A 17,810-nucleotide genomic window follows, 5' to 3' on the forward strand; every position below is an offset into this window, starting at 1 on the left:
TGGTCATGCCTGGCGATAACGTCGCCATGGACGTTACCCTGATCGTGCCGATCGCGATGGAAGAGAAGCTTCGCTTCGCTATCCGTGAAGGCGGCCGCACCGTCGGTGCAGGCATCGTCTCCTCGATCATCGAGTAATGAATTTGACTGGCGGTTACGCCGCCAGTCTGGCATTCTGCCGATAAGGCAATGCAATGCCGCATAGGGGTATAGCTCAGTTGGTAGAGCGACGGTCTCCAAAACCGTAGGTCGCGGGTTCGAACCCTGCTGCCCCTGCCATTTTAGAACGGGTGCTCACGGCTTGACTGTGAGTGCCCGTTTTCTATATGATAAATGAGGTGGCATTTTATGCTACCTCAGCTTTTCGATCATGGCGCTGGCATCGGCCGGGCGACGCGGTTGGAAATGATAATTCCTTGCGGGATTTGTTGGCCGGGCAGGGAAGGATCGCCGCCGCACGATTGGATGGTGCGCCGAGTGGTATTCGCAAGGATCGGATCTCCGATAAGCCTGTATGGTATTCTTTTAACCTTTGGGCTTGTTTTTTCCGGGAATCGATTCTATGTAACGTCAACAGACACGCGGCGCGTGGGGCTGAATTTTCAGCTTTGCGGGCCGCAGACGCGTGACTTCAGGCTTCTGATTCGTTTCGACGGGGTGGGGTTTGAGGATAGCGCCGGATCAATGACAGAGCGGCAGATGGCATCCAAAACGAATCCGATCACCTTTTTTCAGCAGGTTCGCGCCGAAACGGCGAAGGTGACCTGGCCGACCCGGCGTGAAACGGTCATCTCCACCATCATGGTGGTGATTATGGCGTTTCTGGCTGCTGCATTCTTTTTTCTTGCCGACCAGCTTATGGCCTATGGCGTGGAATTTATTCTCGGCTTTGGTCGATAAGTCAGGATTGGGGAGTTTTTAGATGACGGCGCGCTGGTACATCGTTCACGCCTATTCCAATTTCGAAAAGAAGGTCGCCGAAGATATCGAGATCAAGGCGAAGCAGAAAGGTCTGTCCGAGCTGATCGAGCAGATCGTCGTGCCGACCGAGAAGATCGTTGAAGTGCGCCGCGGCCGCAAGGTCGATGCAGAGCGCAAGTTCTTCCCCGGTTACGTGCTGGTTCGCGCAACCCTCACAGATGCCGTCTTTTCGCTTATCAAGAATACCCCGAAAGTCACTGGTTTCCTTGGCGATTCCAAGCCTGTTCCGGTTTCCCAGAAGGAAGTCGACCAGATTCTGAACCAGGTTCAGGATGGCGTCGAGCGTCCGAAGACTTCGGTATCCTTCGAGATTGGCGAGAACGTTCGCGTTTCCGACGGTCCGTTTGCTTCGTTCAACGGTATCGTTCAGGAAGTCGACGAAGAGCGTGCGCGTCTCAAGGTTGAGGTTTCCATCTTCGGGCGCGCAACGCCTGTGGATCTGGAATACGGTCAGGTCGACAAGCTCTGATCGTTTGCCCGTGAAGGGCGTTCATCTCGTCCGAGTTTCGGGTGAGGTGAGCATGGTGGAAGGGAGGGCGGCTTAGCCGGTCGTTAGTTTCCGAACCACCGAACTGCCCGCCAGTTGTACTGGCGCCAGTCGAGAGCCGGATTTTCCGGCATTAATCGAGAAAGCCGGATTTCCGGCAAAGTAAAAAGGCAGAAAGCAATGGCTAAGAAAGTTGCAGGCCAGCTGAAGCTCCAGGTAGCGGCAGGTGCGGCCAATCCGTCGCCCCCGATCGGTCCGGCCCTGGGTCAGCGCGGCATTAACATCATGGAATTCTGCAAGGCGTTCAACGCTGCCTCGCAGGACATGGAAAAGGGTTCCCCGATTCCGGTCGTGATTACCTATTATCAGGACAAGTCTTTCACTTTTGTGATGAAGACGCCTCCGGTGACCTATTTCCTCAAGAAGGCCGCCAACCTGAAGTCGGGTTCGAAGACCCCGGGCAAGGCAAGCGCCGGCACGATCACGCGCGACAAGGTTCGTGCGATCGCTGAAGCGAAGATGAAGGATCTGAACGCCGCTGATGTTGAAGCAGCAATGCGCATGATCGAAGGTTCTGCCCGTTCGATGGGCCTGGAAGTGGTGGGCTGAGACGATGGCGAAGATTTCCAAGCGCGTAGCTAAGATCCGCGAAGGCATTGACGCCAACAAGCTGTACGACCTGTCGGCAGCAATCGGCCTCGTCAAGGAGCGTGCCGTCGCAAAGTTCGACGAAACCATCGAAATCGCGATGAACCTCGGCGTTGACCCGCGCCATGCTGACCAGATGGTCCGCGGCGTCGTCAATCTGCCGAACGGCACGGGCCGTACGGTTCGCGTTGCTGTTTTCGCTCGCGGCGACAAGGCTGAGGAAGCGAAGAAGGCTGGCGCCGACATCGTTGGTGCGGAAGACCTGTTCGAAATCGTCAATGGCGGCAAGATCGAATTCGATCGCTGCATTGCAACCCCGGACATGATGCCGCTCGTCGGTCGTCTCGGTAAGGTTCTCGGCCCCCGTGGCATGATGCCGAACCCGAAGGTCGGCACCGTCACCACCGACGTTGCAGCCGCTGTTGCTGCTTCCAAGGGCGGTGCAGTCGAATTCCGCGTCGAGAAGGCTGGTATCATCCATGCCGGTATCGGCAAGGTTTCCTTCGACAATGCGAAGCTCGAAGAAAACATCAAGGCTTTCGCTGATGCCGTCATCAAGGCAAAGCCGTCGGCTGCCAAGGGCGAATACGTCAAGCGCGTGTCGATTTCCTCGACCATGGGCGTTGGCGTCAAGGTCGACCCGGCAACCGTCAAGGTCGTTGCCTAAGTTTTTCGGGCTCCGGTTCGCCGGGGCCCAAGCCTTTCCTGAAAGGGGAGGCGCAAGGCTGCCGGCCTGTCCTTCGGGGCGAAAGGCAAGAATTCCGGATCGCAAGATTCGGATAGCCGGATGAAAATCCGGTTATCCTGTCCGAGATTGCAGGCGGCGCTCATCCTTGATGATTGCCTTAAACGCAAAGCCTGCATGAGACGTGGAATAACCTGGTTTCGCGTGAGAACGCATGCGAGGTTTGAACCGTAGTTGCCTTTGGGTGAAGCCTGCTTGCAGGTGGTGCCGAAGGGGACAGGATCCTCGAACGTCGGACTGACTGTGAAGTTCGTCCGGCAAAGGCAACCCGGCAGGGCATATGTTGTCCTGTCAACTGGAGAGAGACAGTGGATAGAGCGGAAAAGCGCGAATTTGTCGCGTGGCTGAACGGCGCTTTCAAAGAGTCCGGTTCGGTCGTCGTGGCCCACTATACCGGTCTCACCGTTGCGCAGATGAGCGATCTTCGCTCGAAGATGCGTGATGCAGGTGGGTCCGTTAAAGTCGCGAAAAACCGCCTTGCCAAAATCGCTCTTCAGGGCACGGAATCGGAAGGCATTGCTGACCTGTTTACAGGTCAGACGGTTGTTGCTTACGCAAACGACCCGATCGCCGCTCCGAAAGTAGCCGTCGAATTCGCCAAGGCTAACGACAAGCTCGTTATCCTCGGCGGTGCAATGGGTGCAACGACGCTTAACGCCGATGGCGTCAAGTCGCTTGCTTCGCTCCCGTCGCTCGACGAACTGCGCGCAAAGCTGGTTGGTATGATCCAGACCCCGGCCCAGCGTCTTGCAGTACTTACCAGCGCTCCGGCGGGCCAGATCGCCCGCGTTATCGGCGCGCACGCCCGGAAGAACGAGGCGGCTTAAGGCCGTTTCTCGCTGTCAACAGTTCAAACCTTTATAATAGGAAGTACAAAAATGGCTGATCTCGCAAAGATCGTTGAAGACCTTTCGGCCCTGACCGTTCTGGAAGCTGCTGAGCTGTCCAAGCTTCTCGAAGAGAAGTGGGGCGTTTCGGCTGCTGCTCCGGTCGCTGTTGCTGCTGCTGGTGGCGCTGCCCCTGCTGCTGCTGCAGAAGAAAAGACCGAGTTCGACGTCGTTCTCGCTGACGGCGGCGCTAACAAGATCAACGTGATCAAGGAAGTGCGCGCAATCACCGGTCTCGGCCTCAAGGAAGCCAAGGACCTGGTCGAAGGCGCTCCGAAGGCTGTCAAGGAAGGCGCTTCGAAGGACGAAGCTGAGAAGATCAAGGCACAGCTCGAAGCTGCTGGCGCCAAGGTCGAACTCAAGTAAGTTCGGACTATTCTGGCGGATGGTTTTCCATCCGCCAGTTCCGCCTGATTTTTCCGGCGGGTCGGATGACTGGAACCCTTTTCCTGAGCGCCGGAACGGCTTTCAGGAAACGGGTTTTAGCCCGTTAGAAGGACCGCTGAAAGGCGGCGATGATAAAGGCCGCAAGGCGTGAGCAAGCCGCAAGGCTATAGAACGAGGAGCGACGATGGCTCAGACCCATTCTTTCAATGGTCGCAAGCGCGTACGCAAATTTTTCGGCAAGATCCCCGAGGTCGCCGAGATGCCGAACCTTATCGAGGTTCAGAAGGCATCTTACGACCAGTTCCTTATGGTTGAAGAACCATCCGGCGGGCGTCCTGACGAGGGTTTGCAGGCGGTTTTCAAGTCTGTTTTCCCAATTCAGGATTTCTCCGGCGCTTCAATGCTCGAATTCGTTCGCTACGAGTTCGATGCACCAAAATTCGATGTTGACGAATGCCGTCAGCGCGATCTGACGTATTCGGCGCCACTCAAGGTGACGCTGCGTCTCATCGTGTTCGATATTGACGAAGATACCGGCGCGAAGTCGATCAAGGACATCAAGGAGCAGGATGTCTACATGGGCGATATGCCGCTCATGACCGACAACGGCACCTTTATCGTTAACGGCACCGAGCGCGTGATCGTTTCGCAGATGCACCGCTCGCCGGGCGTGTTCTTCGATCACGACAAGGGCAAGACCCACTCGTCGGGCAAACTCCTGTTCGCGGCTCGCGTCATTCCTTATCGCGGTTCCTGGCTGGATATCGAATTCGATTCCAAGGACATCGTCTACGCACGCATCGACCGCCGCCGCAAGCTGCCTGCCACCACGCTGCTGATGGCGCTTGGCATGGACGGCGAAGACATTCTGTCGACGTTCTACAAGACCGTCACCTATACGCGCGATGGCGACAACTGGCGCATCCCGTATTCGGCTGACCGCTTCAAGGGCATGAAGATCATTTCCGATCTCATCGATGCCGACACCGGTGAAGTCGTTCTCGAAGCCGGCAAGAAGCTGACTGCACGCTCGGCCAAGCAGCTCGCTGAAAAGGGCCTCAAGGCCATCAAGGCGACTGAAGACGATCTGTTCGGTTCATATCTTGCGGAAGACGTCGTCAATTACGCAACCGGCGAGATTTATCTCGAAGCCGGTGACGAAATCGACGAGAAGGTCCTCAAGACCCTGCTCGACACCGGCGAGACGGAAATCAACGTTCTCGATATCGACCATGTCAATATCGGCGCGTATATCCGCAACACGCTGGCTGTGGACAAGAACGAAAGCCGTCAGGAAGCGCTGTTCGACATCTATCGCGTCATGCGTCCGGGCGAACCGCCCACGATGGATTCCGCCGAAGCGATGTTCAACTCGCTGTTCTTCGATGCCGAGCGTTACGACCTTTCGGCCGTCGGTCGCGTCAAGATGAACATGCGTCTCGACCTCGACGCGGAAGACACCGTGCGCGTTCTGCGCAAGGAAGACATCCTGGCCGTGGTCAAGATGCTGGTGGAACTGCGCGACGGTCGCGGCGAAATCGACGACATCGACAACCTTGGCAACCGCCGCGTACGTTCGGTCGGCGAACTGATGGAAAATCAGTATCGCGTCGGTCTTCTCCGCATGGAGCGCGCGATCAAGGAACGTATGTCCTCGATCGAAATCGACACGGTGATGCCGCAGGACCTGATCAACGCGAAGCCGGCTGCTGCAGCCGTGCGCGAGTTCTTCGGTTCCTCGCAGCTGTCGCAGTTCATGGACCAGACCAACCCGCTTTCGGAAATCACCCACAAGCGCCGTCTGTCGGCACTTGGACCGGGCGGTTTGACCCGCGAGCGCGCTGGCTTCGAAGTTCGCGACGTGCATCCGACCCACTATGGCCGTATCTGCCCGATCGAAACGCCGGAAGGCCCGAATATCGGTCTGATCAACTCGCTTGCAACCTTTGCCCGCGTCAACAAGTACGGCTTCATCGAAAGCCCGTACCGCAAGGTTGTCGACGGCAAGGTGACGAACGACGTTGTCTATCTGTCGGCCATGGAAGAAGCCAAGCACTCGGTCGCTCAGGCTAACGTCGAACTGGACGAGCAGGGCGGTTTTGTTGACGAATTCGTCATCTGCCGTCATGCCGGTGAAGTGATGATGGCTCCGCGTGAAAACGTGGACCTGATGGACGTTTCGCCGAAGCAGCTCGTTTCGGTTGCAGCGGCTCTGATCCCGTTCCTGGAAAACGACGACGCCAACCGCGCTCTCATGGGCTCGAACATGCAGCGTCAGGCTGTGCCGCTCGTCCGCGCCGAAGCGCCGTTCGTCGGCACGGGCATGGAGCCGATCGTTGCCCGCGACTCCGGTGCAGCAATCGCTGCTCGCCGCGGCGGTGTGGTCGATCAGGTCGATGCGACCCGTATCGTTATCCGCGCCACGGAAGATCTCGATCCGTCCAAGTCGGGCGTCGACATCTACCGTCTGCAGAAGTTCCAGCGTTCGAACCAGTCGACCTGCATCAACCAGCGTCCGCTCGTTCGCGTTGGCGACCGCATCGGCAAGGGTGACATCATTGCTGACGGTCCGTCCACGGATCTGGGCGATCTGGCTCTTGGCCGCAACGTGCTCGTCGCGTTCATGCCGTGGAACGGCTACAACTACGAAGACTCGATCCTGCTTTCCGAGAAGATCGTTTCGGAAGACGTGTTCACCTCGATCCATATCGAGGAATTCGAAGTTGCCGCCCGCGACACCAAGCTTGGACCTGAGGAAATCACCCGCGATATTCCGAACGTTTCGGAAGAAGCGCTGAAGAACCTCGACGAAGCCGGTATCGTTTACATCGGTGCGGAAGTGCATCCTGGCGACATTCTTGTCGGCAAGATCACGCCGAAGGGCGAAAGCCCGATGACGCCGGAAGAAAAGCTTCTGCGCGCCATCTTCGGTGAAAAGGCATCGGACGTTCGTGACACCTCCATGCGCATGCCGCCCGGAACCTACGGTACGGTTGTGGAAGTTCGTGTTTTCAATCGCCACGGCGTTGAAAAGGACGAACGCGCCATGGCTATCGAGCGCGAGGAAATCGAGCGTCTCGCCAAGGACCGTGACGACGAACAGGCGATCCTGGACCGCAACGTCTATGGCCGTCTCGCCGACATGATCGACGGCAAGGTTGCCGCTGCCGGCCCGAAGGGCTTCAAGAAGGGCACGACGATCAGCCGTGATCTCATGACCGAGTACCCGCGGTCGCAGTGGTGGCAGTTTGCCGTTGAAGACGAAAAGCTTCAGGGAGAGCTGGAAGCTCTGCGCAGCCAGTACGACGACTCCAAGAAGCTGCTCGAAGCACGCTTCATGGACAAGGTCGAAAAGGTACAGCGCGGCGACGAGATGCCTCCGGGCGTCATGAAGATGGTCAAGGTCTTTGTGGCTGTGAAGCGCAAGATCCAGCCAGGCGACAAGATGGCTGGCCGTCACGGCAACAAGGGTGTGGTTTCTCGCATTCTGCCGGTCGAGGACATGCCGTTCCTGGAAGACGGTACGCATGCCGACATCGTGTTGAACCCGCTTGGCGTTCCGAGCCGAATGAATGTGGGCCAGATTCTGGAAACCCACCTCGGCTGGGCATGTGCCGGCATGGGCAGGAAGATCGGTGAGCTCATCGACGTTTATCGCAAGACGGCTAATATTCAGCCGCTGCGCGACACGCTGGAGCACATCTATCCGGACAACGACCGCAACGAACCGGTCCGGTCTTATGACGACGATTCCGTCCTCATGCTGGCCAATCAGGTGAAGCGCGGCGTGTCGATCGCTACGCCGGTCTTCGACGGTGCGATTGAAGCCGACATCAACGCGATGCTGACGGATGCCGGACTTGCAACGTCTGGACAGTCGACGCTTTACGATGGCCGTACGGGTGAGCCGTTCGACCGTCAGGTGACCATGGGCTACATCTATATGTTGAAGCTCCACCACCTGGTCGACGACAAGATCCACGCTCGTTCGATCGGACCTTACTCGCTCGTTACGCAGCAGCCTCTGGGCGGCAAGGCCCAGTTTGGCGGACAGCGCTTCGGCGAAATGGAGGTCTGGGCTCTGGAAGCATACGGTGCGGCCTACACGCTGCAGGAAATGCTTACCGTCAAGTCGGACGACGTTGCAGGCCGTACCAAGGTCTACGAAGCGATTGTGCGCGGCGACGACACGTTCGAAGCGGGCATTCCGGAGAGCTTCAACGTTCTCGTCAAGGAAATGCGCTCGCTCGGCCTCAATGTCGAACTCGACGACACGCGTGACGCCGAACAGCCGGCCCTGCCGGACGCGGCGGAATAAACTTGAAGGCGCGCCATGGTATTGCCGTGGCGCGCCGGTAAACTCGTTTTCGATGATGGCGGTTTTTCCCGCAAGAGGAAACGAGACTACGGCAAGCCAGTTCATAACTGCGTAGCACCGCGATTTCTTTTCAGGATGGCAAGGATTTTCAGCTTGTCATCGACGACACAGGGCGACGGATCGCCCTCAAGGAGAACGGCATGAACCAAGAGGTCATGAATCTTTTCAATCCTCAGGCTCCGGCACAGACGTTCGATTCCATCAGAATCTCGATTGCCAGCCCTGAGAAGATTCTGTCCTGGTCATACGGCGAGATCAAGAAGCCGGAGACGATCAACTACCGTACGTTCAAGCCTGAACGCGATGGTCTCTTCTGCGCGCGCATCTTTGGCCCGATCAAGGACTATGAATGCTTGTGCGGCAAGTACAAGCGCATGAAATACAAGGGCATCATCTGCGAAAAGTGCGGCGTGGAAGTCACGCTCTCGCGCGTTCGCCGCGAGCGCATGGGCCACATCGAACTCGCAGCCCCGGTTGCCCATATCTGGTTCCTGAAGTCGCTGCCGAGCCGTATCGGCACGCTGCTGGACATGACGCTCAAGGATATCGAGCGCGTCCTGTACTTCGAGAACTACATTGTTACCGAACCCGGCCTGACCTCGCTGAAGGAGCATCAGCTTCTTTCGGAAGAGGAATATATGATTGCCGTCGATGAATTCGGCGAAGATCAGTTCACGGCCCTCATTGGCGCGGAAGCTATCTATGAGCTTCTGGCTTCGATGGAACTCGAAAAGATCGCCGCCGATCTGCGCGTCGAGCTTGCCGAGACCACCTCGGACCTGAAGCAGAAGAAGCTGATGAAGCGTCTGAAGATCGTCGAAAACTTCCTGGAGTCGGGAAACCGTCCGGAATGGATGATCATGAAGATCGTTCCGGTCATTCCGCCGGACCTGCGTCCGCTCGTGCCGCTGGACGGCGGCCGTTTCGCGACGTCGGATCTGAACGATCTCTATCGCCGCGTCATCAACCGTAACAACCGTCTGAAGCGCCTGATCGAACTGCGCGCGCCGGGCATCATCATCCGCAACGAAAAGCGCATGCTGCAGGAAGCTGTGGACGCGCTGTTCGACAACGGCCGTCGTGGCCGCGTCATCACCGGCGCCAACAAGCGTCCGCTGAAGTCGCTCTCCGACATGCTCAAGGGCAAGCAGGGCCGCTTCCGTCAGAACCTGCTCGGCAAGCGCGTCGACTATTCCGGCCGTTCGGTCATCGTGACCGGTCCGGAACTGAAGCTGCACCAGTGCGGCCTGCCGAAGAAGATGGCGCTCGAACTGTTCAAGCCGTTCATCTATGCGCGTCTTGACGCGAAGGGCTATTCGTCCACCGTCAAGCAGGCAAAGAAGCTGGTTGAAAAGGAACGCCCGGAAGTCTGGGATATCCTTGACGAAGTGATCCGTGAGCATCCGGTTCTTCTGAACCGTGCGCCGACCCTGCACCGTCTCGGTATTCAGGCCTTCGAACCCACCCTGATCGAAGGCAAGGCAATCCAGCTGCATCCGCTCGTTTGTACGGCGTTCAACGCCGACTTCGACGGTGACCAGATGGCTGTCCACGTTCCGCTGTCGCTTGAAGCCCAGCTTGAAGCCCGCGTGCTGATGATGTCGACCAACAACATCCTGCATCCGGCCAACGGCGCGCCGATCATCGTTCCTTCGCAGGACATGGTTCTCGGCCTCTATTATCTGTCCATCGTGGCGGAGAAGGAGCCGGGCGAGGGCATGATGTTCGCCGATATGGGCGAGCTGCAGCATGCGCTTGAAAACAAGGTCGTCACGCTGCACACCAAGATCAAGGGTCGCTTCAAGACTGTTGATGCCGAAGGCAAGCCAGTGTCGAAGATTTACGACACGACGCCTGGCCGCATGATCATTGGCGAGCTTCTGCCGAAGAACGTCATGGTGCCGTTCGATATCTGCAATCAGGAGATGACCAAGAAGAACATCTCCAAGATGATCGATCACGTCTACCGCCATTGCGGTCAGAAAGAGACGGTTATCTTCTGCGATCGCATCATGCAGCTCGGCTTTGCCCATGCCTGCCGCGCCGGCATTTCGTTCGGCAAGGACGACATGGTCATCCCGGACACGAAGGCGAAGATCGTTGCCGATACCGAAGCGCTCACGACCGAATACGAACAGCAGTACAATGACGGCCTGATCACTCAGGGCGAAAAGTACAACAAGGTCGTCGACGCCTGGGGCAAGGCTACCGACAAGATCACCGAAGAGATGATGGCGCGCCTCAAGGCCGTGGAATTCGATCCGGTGACCGGTCGCCAGAAGCAGATGAACTCGGTTTACATGATGTCGCATTCGGGTGCCCGCGGTTCGGTCAACCAGATGCGTCAGCTTGGCGGCATGCGCGGCCTTATGGCCAAGCCGTCGGGTGAAATCATCGAAACCCCGATCATCTCGAACTTCAAGGAAGGCCTGACCGTTAACGAGTACTTCAACTCGACCCACGGTGCCCGTAAGGGTCTGGCAGACACCGCCTTGAAGACCGCCAACTCGGGCTACCTGACCCGTCGTCTCGTTGACGTTGCACAGGATGCGATCATTTCGGAAGTCGATTGCGGCGCCGAAATCGGTCTCACCATGCAGCCGATCGTCGATGCCGGCCAGATCGTTGCCTCGATCGGCCAGCGCGTTCTGGGCCGTACGGCTCTCGATCCGATCCTGCATCCGGCAACCGGCGAAGTCATCGTCGAAGCTGGCCGCATGATCGAGGAAAAGGACGTCGAGATCATCGAGAAGGCTGGTATCCAGTCGATCCGCATCCGCTCGGCCCTGACCTGCGAAACCCGCAACGGCGTTTGCGCCAAGTGCTATGGTCGCGACCTTGCACGCGGTACTCCGGTCAACCAGGGCGAAGCGGTCGGCGTTATCGCTGCACAGTCGATCGGCGAGCCGGGCACCCAGCTCACCATGCGTACCTTCCACTTGGGCGGTACTGCACAGGTTGTTGACAGCTCGTATCTCGAAGCTTCGTATGAAGGCACCGTCAAGCTGCGTAACCGCAACGTGGTTCGCAACTCAGATGGCAACCTCGTGGTGATGGGCCGTAACATGGCTGTCCTGATCCTCGACGCAACGGGCAAGGAACGTGCGGTCCATCGTGTGACCTACGGTTCGCGTCTGTTCGTGGACGAGGGCGATAGCGTCAAGCGCGGCCAGCGCATTGCCGAGTGGGACCCGTATACCCGTCCGATCATGACCGAAGTTGAAGGCTACGTTGAGTTCGAAGATCTCGTCGATGGTCTCTCGGTTTCGGAAACGGCTGACGAGTCGACCGGTATCACCAAGCGTGTCGTCATCGACTGGCGTTCGACTCCTCGCGGTTCGGACCTCAAGCCTGCCATGGTCATCAAGGACAAGGCTGGCAAGATCCTGAAGCTGTCGAAGGGCGGCGATGCCCGCTTCCTGCTCTCCGTGGAATCGATCCTTTCGGTCGAACCCGGCGCGCATGTGAAGGCTGGTGACGTTATTGCCCGTCTGCCGATGGAAAGCGCCAAGACCAAGGACATCACCGGCGGTCTGCCGCGCGTGGCCGAACTGTTCGAAGCACGTCGTCCGAAGGACCACGCCATCATCGCCGAGATCGATGGTACCGTCCGCTTCGGCCGCGACTACAAGAACAAGCGTCGCATCATCATCGAGCCGAATGACGACACGATCGAGCCGGTCGAGTACCTCATTCCGAAGGGCAAGCCGTTCCATCTTCAGGACGGTGACGTCATCGAAAAGGGTGAGTACATCCTCGACGGCAACCCGGCGCCGCATGACATTCTGGCGATCAAGGGCGTCGAAGCTCTGGCTTCGTACCTCGTGAACGAAATCCAGGAAGTCTATCGCTTGCAGGGCGTTTTGATCAACGACAAGCACATCGAAGTGATTGTCCGTCAGATGCTGCAGAAGGTGGAAATCACGGAATCCGGCGATACTGGCTACATTCCGGGCGACCACGTCGACCGCATCGAGCTGGAAGAGATCAACGAGCGTCTTATCGAAGAAGGCAAGAAGCCGGGTTCCGGCAATCCTGTCCTGCTCGGTATCACCAAGGCTTCGCTGCAGACGCCTTCGTTCATTTCGGCTGCGTCGTTCCAGGAAACGACCCGCGTTCTCACCGAGGCTGCGGTGGCAGGCAAGATGGACACGCTGCAGGGTCTGAAGGAAAACGTCATCGTTGGCCGTCTCATCCCGGCCGGTACTGGCGGCATGACCAACCAGATCCGTCGCATCGCAACCGCTCGCGACGATCTGATCATCGACGAGCGTCGCAAGTCTTCCGGTTCGGCGGAAGCCAATGCGATGCTGGTGGACATGACCAACAACGCTGCCGAATAAGATCGGTAGATACGAAACTGAAGAAGGCCGCCTTTCGGGGCGGCCTTTTTGTTGATTGTTGGTCTGGAATGCTGGAGCATTTCGAGTTCGAATTGAATCGTTGGAAATGCTCTATCGGTTTGTTTTTGCGCAATATCCTGCGCAAAACCGCTTCGCACTTTTTCTCGAAATGCTCCAGACCGGAGCGATCCGTGTCTAACGAACCGTGCCGAACGGCTCGTTATATTATTGATCGAGACGGGATATACGCCAGCGCAGAAGGTCGGTTTTGCAAGCGCGTTCAAAATCTCCCGCACCGCTGCCGCCCATTGCCGCATCGGCGACACGGCGACATTCTGCTTTTCTGAACTGTTCGAATTGCCGTTCGGATGCCGCTAGCGATTTCAGCGCGGCTTCGCTCGCCGAGGAGCCGGTATCTTTGATGTCCTTGCGAAGCTTTTTCAGCTTTGCTGCCAGTTCGCTTTTTGCCTGTTTTTCGAGCTTGTCCAGGCAAGATGCGAGTTCGGTTCGCGGCTGCGAGCCGATTTGGGCTTCACATTGGGCGAGGGCACCTTGTTCCTGTTGGGCGCTTTGAGCGTGAGCTGGAACGACACCAGAGGAAAGTAGAATACCGAGAAGCAATGGGCCAAAGGCGGATTTCATCAATATCTCCAAAAAAATGGGTTGCCGGAACAGATGCCGACAACGGTATTTGAAATTATGAAGTTTCAGCAATGCTGGTGAGTATCATGAAATTCGAGCGGTTTGAGGGCAAGCCGCCCGAAAATTAACGCTTCGCTATCGCGTCGCCGAATTGCAAAAAGGCAGCGCGGCTTGGAGCAGGGCGCCCGATAGGGCATCGCAGTTTCGGAAGGTTGAAAGAAAAAACGCGGGGTTGTGACCCCGCGTTCGTTTTTATTCGTCTTCTTCGTCGTCACCGTCGAATTCGATCAGCGCGACTTCGCCACTGAGCGCCGTTGCCCAGGCGCTCTTGTGCGGTTCTTCTTCCGGCTCTTCGGTCAGTGTGCCCATCTCCAGAAGCTCGGCTTCATGGTAGCCTTCTTCAGCGAGAATGCTGAGAACGGTCTGCACGAGATCTTCGTTCTCGTCTGATTTCAAAAGCAGGTGCACTTCGACAGGGGATTCTTCGCCTTCGTTCCAGACATCAGCGATAACGAGATGGACGATGGGCGAATCGTCGCCCGTAGGTGTGGAATCATTTGTGGATGTGGAAGACATTGAGAAACCCTTAATATTCGGTTGCGTTTCGACTCGGATGTGCTTCAATAGCCTGACCTGAGTGGCTGCGCCATGCTTGCATGGGAAAATGACGGTTTTGATCGCGTAATATTAGCGAATAGGCGTCAAATGAGGCGCAATAACCTGTCCGGGCAGGGCCAAAACGCCGGTTTCAGGTCTTTCAATGAAGAAACTTGGGCCGTTGCCCTTGACGAAACGTCGCTAAAGACGTATCAGCAGCCCATCTGAGCCGATGTGAGACAGGCTTTTTCGGGACGACGCGTCCTGAAGTTCATCTCAAACAGGGTTCGTTTTACGATCGAAATGCAACTTGCCGTTCGCATGAAGCGTCAGCTTCCTCTGCTTTTGTTCGGGGTGGCCACCGGTTGACGAGGGCTGACTCCGAATTTGTGCATGAGCATGCCGGTGAAACGGCCCTTTGGGGCGTGGATACGAGATTTTTTAAAGAGGAAGGTTGTATGCCAACCGTAAACCAGCTTATCCGCAAGCCGCGCATTGCGCCGGTAAAGCGTAATAAGGTTCCTGCACTGCAGGCAAACCCTCAGAAGCGCGGCGTTTGCACCCGCGTTTACACGACGACCCCGAAGAAGCCGAACTCGGCTCTCCGTAAGGTTGCCAAGGTTCGTCTGACGAACGGCTTCGAAGTCATCGGTTATATCCCTGGTGAAGGGCATAACCTGCAGGAGCACTCCGTCGTTATGATCCGCGGCGGTCGTGTGAAGGACTTGCCGGGTGTGCGTTACCACATCATCCGCGGCGTTCTCGACACCCAGGGCGTCAAGAACCGCAAGCAGCGCCGTTCGAAGTACGGTGCAAAGCGTCCGAAGTAAGATTTTCCGGGGATACCGGCCGCCAGCAGGCGAGCTGAGCCCGATGTAATTGAAAGAAGAGACGAAATGTCCAGACGCCATAAGGCTGAGAAGCGTGAGATCAATCCGGATCCGAAGTTCGGCGATCTCGTTATCACGAAGTTCATGAATGCAGTCATGCTTCATGGCAAGAAGTCGGTTGCCGAAAGCATTGTTTACGGTGCGCTCGATGCAATCGAAGCCAAGGCAAAGTCCGAGCCGGTCGCGCTGTTCCATCAGGCGCTCGACAACGTAGCTCCGCACATCGAAGTCCGCTCGCGCCGCGTTGGTGGTGCAACCTATCAGGTTCCGGTTGATGTGCGTCCAGAACGCCGCCAGGCACTTGCCATCCGTTGGCTCATCAATGCTGCTCGTGGCCGTAACGAGACGACGATGATCGATCGTCTTTCCGGTGAGCTGCTCGATGCTGCCAACAACCGTGGTTCTGCTGTGAAGAAGCGTGAAGACACGCATCGCATGGCTGAAGCCAACCGCGCTTTCTCGCATTACCGCTGGTAATCGTCGAAACCTATTCAGAGAGCGACTATCATGGCCCGCGAATATAAAATCGAAGACTACCGCAATTTCGGTATCATGGCTCACATCGACGCCGGTAAGACGACGACGACTGAGCGCATCCTGTTCTACACCGGTAAGAACCACAAGATCGGCGAAACCCACGATGGTGCGTCGACCATGGACTGGATGGAGCAGGAGCAGGAACGCGGTATTACGATCACTTCCGCTGCAACGACCACGTTCTGGCAGGGCCGTGATGGCAAGAAGCGCCGCTTCAACATCATCGACACGCCTGGCCACGTTGACTTCACGATTGAAGTCGAGCGTTCGCTTCGCGTTCTCGACGGTGCGATTGCTCTTCTCGACGCCAATGCCGGCGTTGAGCCGCAGACGGAAACCGTCTGGCGTCAGGCTGAAAAGTACCATGTCCCGCGCATGGTTTTCGTCAACAAGATGGACAAGATCGGCGCCGACTTCTATCGCTGCGTCGACATGATCAAGACCCGTCTTGGTGCGACCGCCCTCGTTGTTCAGCTACCGATTGGTGCTGAAACCGAATTCCAGGGCGTTGTCGATCTGATCGAGATGAAGTCCTATACCTGGGACGGTTCGATCGGTGGCGCGACCATCATCGGCGAAATTCCTGCTGACATGCAGGCCAAGGCCGAAGAATACCGCGAGAAGCTGATCGAGACGGCTGTTGAAGTCGAAGAATCCGCTATGGAAGCCTATCTTGAAGGCAATATGCCTTCGAATGATGAGCTTCGCGCACTGATCCGCAAGGGCACGATCGCTGTTCAGTTCCATCCGGTTCTGTGCGGTACCGCGTTCAAGAACCGTGGCGTTCAGCCGCTTCTCGACGCAGTCGTCGACTTCCTCCCGGCTCCGAACGAAGTTCCGGCCATCAAGGGCATCGACGTCAAGACGGAAACCGAAACCACTCGTGAATCCTCGGATGAAGCACCGCTTGCGCTGCTTGCGTTCAAGATCATGAACGATCCGTTCGTTGGTTCGCTGACCTTTGCTCGTATTTACTCGGGCAAGCTGACCAAGGGCATTTCGCTCGAAAACACCGTCAAGGGCAAGCGTGAGCGTATCGGCCGTATGCTGCAGATGCACTCCAACAGCCGTGAAGACATCGAAGAAGCCTTTGCAGGCGACATCGTTGCTCTGGCTGGCCTCAAGGAAACCACCACTGGCGATACGCTCTGCGATCCGCTGAAGCCGGTTATCCTCGAGCGCATGGAATTCCCGGATCCGGTTATCGAAATCGCTATCGAACCGAAGACCAAGGCCGACCAGGAAAAGATGGGCATCGCGCTCAATCGTCTGGCCGCCGAAGATCCTTCTTTCCGCGTCAAGTCGGACGAAGAATCCGGTCAGACCATCATCGCCGGCATGGGCGAACTTCACCTCGACATTCTCGTCGATCGCATGAAGCGCGAATTCAAGGTTGAAGCTAACGTCGGTGCTCCGCAGGTTGCTTATCGTGAATCGATCACCCGTCAGGCTGAAATCGATTACACCCACAAGAAGCAGTCGGGTGGTTCGGGTCAGTTCGCTCGCGTCAAGATTATCTTCGAACCGCATGACGGCGACGATTTCATCTTCGAATCGAAGATCGTCGGTGGCTCGGTTCCGAAGGAATACATCCCGGGTGTCCAGAAGGGTATCGAAAGCGTCATGGGTGCAGGCCCGCTGGCTGGCTTCCCGATGCTCGGCGTGAAGGCCACCCTGATCGACGGCGCTTACCATGACGTTGACTCGTCTGTTCTCGCCTTCGAAATCGCGTCCCGTGCAGCGTTCCGTGAAGGTGCGCAGAAGGCTGGCGCCCAGCTCCTCGAGCCGATCATGAAGGTCGAGGTTGTGACGCCGGAAGACTACGTTGGTGACGTTATCGGCGATCTGAACTCGCGTCGCGGTCAGATTTCCGGCACCGAAGCCCGCGGCATCGCCACGGTCGTCAACGCAAACGTTCCACTGGCCAATATGTTTGGCTACGTGAATTCGCTGCGTTCGATGTCCCAGGGCCGTGCACAGTACACGATGCAGTTCGACCATTATGAGCCGGTTCCGACGGCGGTCGCACAGGAAATCCAGAAGAAGTTTGCGTGATCTACGGGTCACGCTCCCAATTAAAAAGAATGCCTGAGCAGGCTAAATTTACGGAGAGCTCAAATGGCAAAGAGTAAGTTTGAACGTACGAAGCCCCACGTTAACATCGGCACGATTGGTCACGTTGACCATGGCAAGACGTCGCTGACTGCAGCGATCACGAAGTACTTTGGTGACTTCAAGGCCTATGACCAGATCGACGCAGCGCCGGAAGAAAAGGCGCGCGGCATCACG

At 57.1% G+C, this 17,810-nt stretch carries 15 protein-coding genes and 1 tRNA gene; 14 read left to right on the forward strand and 2 right to left on the reverse strand.

Translation table 11 applies throughout. The features are described 5' to 3' along the window. The 10 genes from AC0TNJ_RS00140 to rpoC all read left to right on the forward strand — a co-directional run. Positions 1-137: EF-Tu C-terminal domain-related protein (locus tag AC0TNJ_RS00140; protein WP_314309432.1), on the forward strand; the 137-nt coding region annotated here is incomplete at its 5' end. 65 nt (positions 138-202) lie between these two features. Next, positions 203-278: transfer RNA gene (locus AC0TNJ_RS00145), tRNA-Trp, on the forward strand. 420 nt (positions 279-698) lie between these two features. Then, complete coding sequence (gene secE, locus AC0TNJ_RS00150; RefSeq protein WP_122003661.1) at positions 699-899, forward strand: preprotein translocase subunit SecE; 201 nt, start codon at positions 699-701, stop codon at positions 897-899. 22 nt (positions 900-921) lie between these two features. After that, a complete protein-coding gene (nusG, locus tag AC0TNJ_RS00155) occupies positions 922-1,449 on the forward strand; it encodes a transcription termination/antitermination protein NusG (RefSeq protein ID WP_122003653.1) in 528 nt (175 codons plus the stop codon). Positions 1,450-1,647: 198 nt separating this feature from the next. Next, positions 1,648-2,076, forward strand: coding sequence for a 50S ribosomal protein L11 (gene rplK, locus AC0TNJ_RS00160; RefSeq protein WP_122003654.1), 429 nt, complete (start codon positions 1,648-1,650; stop codon positions 2,074-2,076). A gap of 4 nt (positions 2,077-2,080) precedes the next feature. Further along, positions 2,081-2,782 (forward strand): 50S ribosomal protein L1, encoded by a 702-nt coding sequence (gene rplA, locus AC0TNJ_RS00165; RefSeq protein WP_122003655.1) that lies wholly within the window; start codon positions 2,081-2,083, stop codon positions 2,780-2,782. 386 nt (positions 2,783-3,168) lie between these two features. After that, positions 3,169-3,687 carry a 50S ribosomal protein L10 gene (gene rplJ / locus AC0TNJ_RS00170; RefSeq protein ID WP_119042063.1) on the forward strand — a complete coding sequence of 173 codons (519 nt, stop codon included), beginning with the start codon at positions 3,169-3,171 and terminating at the stop codon, positions 3,685-3,687. A gap of 51 nt (positions 3,688-3,738) precedes the next feature. After that, the gene (gene rplL, locus AC0TNJ_RS00175; protein WP_006467038.1) at positions 3,739-4,113 is read left to right on the forward strand and encodes a 50S ribosomal protein L7/L12; all 375 of its coding nucleotides are present in this window, start codon (positions 3,739-3,741) and stop codon (positions 4,111-4,113) included. A gap of 205 nt (positions 4,114-4,318) precedes the next feature. After that, on the forward strand, positions 4,319-8,452 hold the full coding sequence (rpoB, locus tag AC0TNJ_RS00180) for a DNA-directed RNA polymerase subunit beta (RefSeq protein ID WP_473769866.1): 4,134 nt from the start codon (positions 4,319-4,321) through the stop codon (positions 8,450-8,452). A gap of 200 nt (positions 8,453-8,652) precedes the next feature. Beyond that, positions 8,653-12,855 carry a DNA-directed RNA polymerase subunit beta' gene (gene rpoC / locus AC0TNJ_RS00185; RefSeq protein WP_122003657.1) on the forward strand — a complete coding sequence of 1,401 codons (4,203 nt, stop codon included), beginning with the start codon at positions 8,653-8,655 and terminating at the stop codon, positions 12,853-12,855. Between the two features lie 225 nt (positions 12,856-13,080). Here the strand turns inward: rpoC and umoC are convergent, their stop codons facing one another. Then, on the reverse strand, positions 13,081-13,569 hold the full coding sequence (umoC, locus tag AC0TNJ_RS00190; RefSeq protein WP_473769867.1) for a UmoC family flagellar biogenesis regulator: 489 nt from the start codon (positions 13,567-13,569) through the stop codon (positions 13,081-13,083). A gap of 180 nt (positions 13,570-13,749) precedes the next feature. Next, a complete protein-coding gene (locus AC0TNJ_RS00195; RefSeq protein WP_122003659.1) occupies positions 13,750-14,073 on the reverse strand; it encodes a hypothetical protein in 324 nt (107 codons plus the stop codon). Positions 14,074-14,552: 479 nt separating this feature from the next. On the opposite strand from AC0TNJ_RS00195, the gene rpsL reads away from it, so the two are divergent. The 4 genes from rpsL to AC0TNJ_RS00215 all read left to right on the forward strand — a co-directional run. Continuing rightward, on the forward strand, positions 14,553-14,924 hold the full coding sequence (gene rpsL, locus AC0TNJ_RS00200; protein ID WP_006471111.1) for a 30S ribosomal protein S12: 372 nt from the start codon (positions 14,553-14,555) through the stop codon (positions 14,922-14,924). A gap of 66 nt (positions 14,925-14,990) precedes the next feature. Further along, a complete protein-coding gene (gene rpsG / locus AC0TNJ_RS00205) occupies positions 14,991-15,461 on the forward strand; it encodes a 30S ribosomal protein S7 (protein ID WP_006467033.1) in 471 nt (156 codons plus the stop codon). 30 nt (positions 15,462-15,491) lie between these two features. Next, positions 15,492-17,576: an elongation factor G gene (fusA, locus tag AC0TNJ_RS00210; RefSeq protein WP_122003660.1), complete on the forward strand. Its 2,085-nt coding sequence runs from the start codon at positions 15,492-15,494 to the stop codon at positions 17,574-17,576. A 63-nt stretch (positions 17,577-17,639) separates the two neighbouring features. Further along, positions 17,640-17,810, forward strand: a 171-nt coding sequence (locus AC0TNJ_RS00215; protein ID WP_473769868.1) for a GTP-binding protein, incomplete at its 3' end; no start/stop codon positions are given.

Source organism: Ochrobactrum sp. PL_is483, assembly GCF_055816855.1.